This window comes from Pedobacter sp. 01T416_2, assembly GCF_056398925.1.
This window is the reverse complement of the sequence record NZ_JBFTQI010000607.1, coordinates 1-3,713: the sequence shown is the minus strand read 5'-3', so window position 1 is coordinate 3,713 and position 3,713 is coordinate 1. Positions and strand designations below refer to the sequence as shown.

Here is a 3,713-nt window from a genome sequence, read left to right as displayed (position 1 = left end):
GTAATGGATATTGCTAAGGTAAATATTCAGCAAAGTGTAGAATATACCCGCATCAATGCCAACGGGAAAGATGGAATCCTGATTGCAGTAATCAAACAACCTAATGCCAACCTGGTCGATCTCTCCAATGAGATGTTTACCAAAGTAGAACAACTGAAACATATTCTGCCGGCCGGCGTAAGCATTAAACCTTATTACGTACAGGCCGATTTTGTAAACGAATCGGTAAAAAGTGTACGCGATAGTTTATTAATTGGTTTGGCATTGGCCATTTTGGTGGCTATTATTTTTTTGAGATCGTTCAAGGCAAGCGTTACCATTTTAATCACCATCCCGGTTACGCTTTGTTTAACTGTAATTGTACTCTATTTTGTTGGGTATTCGCTCAATATCATGACCCTTGGCGCCATTGCAGCAGCCATAGGTTTAATTATAGATGATGCTATAGTGGTGGTAGAGCAGATTCATCGCACACATGAAGAACACCCCGAAGAGCTTACAATGAGGTTGTTGAGCAAGGCGGTGAGTTATCTTTTCCCGGCCATGTTGGGGTCTTCTATCAGTACGATTGTGATATTCGTTCCCTTTGTACTGATGACGGGTGTTGCAGGTTCTTATTTTCAGGTGATGACCAATACCATGATCATTACCCTGGTCTGTTCCTTCTTTGTTACCTGGATTGGTTTACCTGTGATTTATCTTTTGCTTACCCGTAAAGGGGGTAGTCACGCAGCAACTGGCAAAAAAGTAGTGGTACATGAGGTTAAATCGCAAAACTGGGTGCGTTATTTTATACAACGACCTTATATCTCGATCATATTTATGCTCGTGCTGATCGCATCGATTGTGCTCGTTTTCCCGCGTTTAGAAACCGGATTTCTCCCCGAAATGGATGAGGGTAGCATTGTATTGGATTATGCTTCACCTCCAGGTACTTCGCTTGAAGAAACCGACAGGATGCTTAAACAGGTAGAAAAGGAGATTGTTAAAATTCCAGATGTTCAGGCGTATTCGCGAAGAACGGGAACACAGATGGGCTTTTTTATTACCGAACCAAATACTGGCGATTACCTGATCCAGCTGAAGCATAACAGGACAAAAAGCACAGAAGAAGTGATCTCGGAGATCCGCACGCATATCGAAAATACACAACCTGCATTGGTAATCGATTTCGGGCAGGTAATTGGTGATATGTTAGGCGATCTAATGAGTTCCACACAACCCATCGAGGTGAAAATTTTTGGCAATGATCAGGAAAAACTGCAGGCTTTATCTAAAAAGGTAGCTGATCTGGTTTCGCACGTAAGTGGTACAGCAGATGTGTTTGATGGTATTGTGCGCTCAGGGCCAACGGTAAATATTCAACCGAATTTTACTATGCTGGCACAATATGGTGTTAGTCCAGTATCTTTTCAATCGCAGCTCCAAACCGCAATGCAGGGGACTTTAATAGGCGATTTATACGATAAACAACAGCTTTCACCCATCCGCATGGTGTACCCCGGAAGCAGGACTTTTAGCGTGGCCGATATCAACAAGCTTAAAATTTTCTTGCCTGATGGAACAGCGGTGTCCATTCAGCAAATGGCCAGGGTTGATCTTAAAGCAGGAATTGCCGAAGTGGCTAGGGAAAACCTGCAAACCATTGGGGTAGTTACCGCAAGGCTCGATAACCGCGATCTGGGAAGTGTAATGAAAGATCTTCAGAAAGCTGTAAATACCAATGTAAACCTGCCTTCGGGTTACCACATCGAATATGGTGGTGCATATAAAGAACAGCAACAATCGTTCTCCGAACTGCTCACCATTCTTATCGCATCGAGTTTGTTGGTGTTTAGCGTAATTTTATTTCTATTTAAAGATTTTAAAATTGCCTTTCTCATTTTATTGATCTCGGTACTGGGCATTTCAGGGAGTTATTTAGCCTTGTTTTTAACCCATACACCACTCAATGTAGGCAGTTATACAGGGTTGATTATGATTGTGGGTATTATCGGCGAGAATGCCATATTTACCTTTTTACAGTTTAAAGAATCCCTTGCCAAGCAAAGTGTTGATGATGCCATAACCTTTGCCATCTCTACCAGGTTAAGACCAAAATTAATGACTGCACTTGGGGCAATTATCGCCTTAATGSCTTTGGCTTTAGGTATTGGAGCTGGTGCACAATTGCATCAACCGTTGGCTATAGCCGTAATTGGCGGTTTTATAGCAGCCATGCCTTTATTGCTCATTGCTTTACCAAGCTTGATCAGGCGATTCTACAAATCGGCCAAACCTGAAGGAGATCCAGTTGAAGCGTAATAGATTTTAAATCCATATCCTCAGAATATTAAAACTAAAAAAATGAAAAAGAAATTATTAAGCATTGTGGTTCTTTTTGCAATGTCAATTGCTGCAAATGCCCAACAAAAAAGTAGCCTGCATGTATTGGCAGTCCATAAAATACAAAGCGATGGGGGTTGGGATTRTGTGAGCATCGATCAGCAGCACAACAATCTTTTTGTTTCTCATGGCAATCAGGTAAATATATTAAATAAGAACAATGGCGATTCGGTAGGTGTGATCCACAATACACTTGGTGTACATGGAATTGCAATTGCAGGCCCGTTCGGCAAAGGGTACACCACTAATGGCAAAGCAGGCACTTGTACCGTTTTCGATTTGAATAACTTCATTGTATCGACGCAAATTAAAGTAGGGCAGAATCCTGATGCTACTTTCTTTGATGATTATAGCAAAAAAGTAATCGTATTCAACGGCAAAAGTAGTGATGCCAGCATTATCGATCCACAAACTGATCGGGTTATCGCAACGATTCCCTTAGGTGGCAAACCCGAAGCTGGGGTTTCAGATGGGAAAGGAAAAGTATATGTAAATATTGAAGATACCGGAGAAATTGTTTGTTTTGATACAAATACCAATAAAGTTTTATCCAGGTACAAGCTAAAGGGTGGAGAAGAGCCATCTGGCTTAGCTATCGATCGTGTAACATCAAGACTGTTTACGGTTTGTGCCAACAAAGTGATGCTTATTCTGGATGCCAAAACAGGCAAACAGATTGCCTCGTTACCGATTGGTAATAATTGTGATGGTGTAGTCTTCGATCCGGCTACTAAATTAGCTTACAGTGCTAATGGAGAAGGCAACATAACAGTGGTAAAAGAGGTTTCAGCTAATAAGTTTATTGTACAGGAAACTGTAAAAACAGAAGTAGGAGCAAGAACCATTGCCATTGATTTGACTAGTCATCACCTTTTTCTGCCAACGGCAGCCTTCGAAAAAAGTACGGATGCCAACCAACGTCCACATCGTATTCCTGGAAGCTTTAAAATTATAGAAGTAGGTAAGTAGAGGTATTTTAGCTTCTATTTTGGATTGTCGAGATGCATATCGTGTTTTCTCGACATTTTTTGTTTAACCTTAATTAGAGGAATGTTTTAAGACGTTAAATCCTTATACTGAACAATCTAGAGTAAATAAAATTTTATTAATCTATAAATTCTATAGGATTTATAGAATTAAATATTATATTTGCCTGCCACCTGCAAATAACGATATGAATAAATTTTACTTTCTTTCATTTTCTACCTACGCTATCTACTGTTCGAATTACCACGAATCAATGCGAATGCGTTGTTGTTGCGCATAAATTTATAGTAAAATGGCTTTCTAAATGGCCAAACGCTCAACAATAATGCTTTGACTTAACT

At 40.3% G+C, this 3,713-nt stretch carries 2 protein-coding genes; both read left to right on the top strand.

Translation table 11 applies throughout. The features are described 5' to 3' along the window. Positions 1-2,304, top strand: a 2,304-nt coding sequence (locus tag AC1DPQ_RS21115) for an efflux RND transporter permease subunit (protein ID WP_477610776.1), incomplete at its 5' end; no start/stop codon positions are given. A gap of 42 nt (positions 2,305-2,346) precedes the next feature. Next, positions 2,347-3,354, top strand: coding sequence for a YncE family protein (locus AC1DPQ_RS21110; protein WP_477610775.1), 1,008 nt, complete (start codon positions 2,347-2,349; stop codon positions 3,352-3,354). Positions 3,355-3,713: the final 359 nt, after the last annotated feature.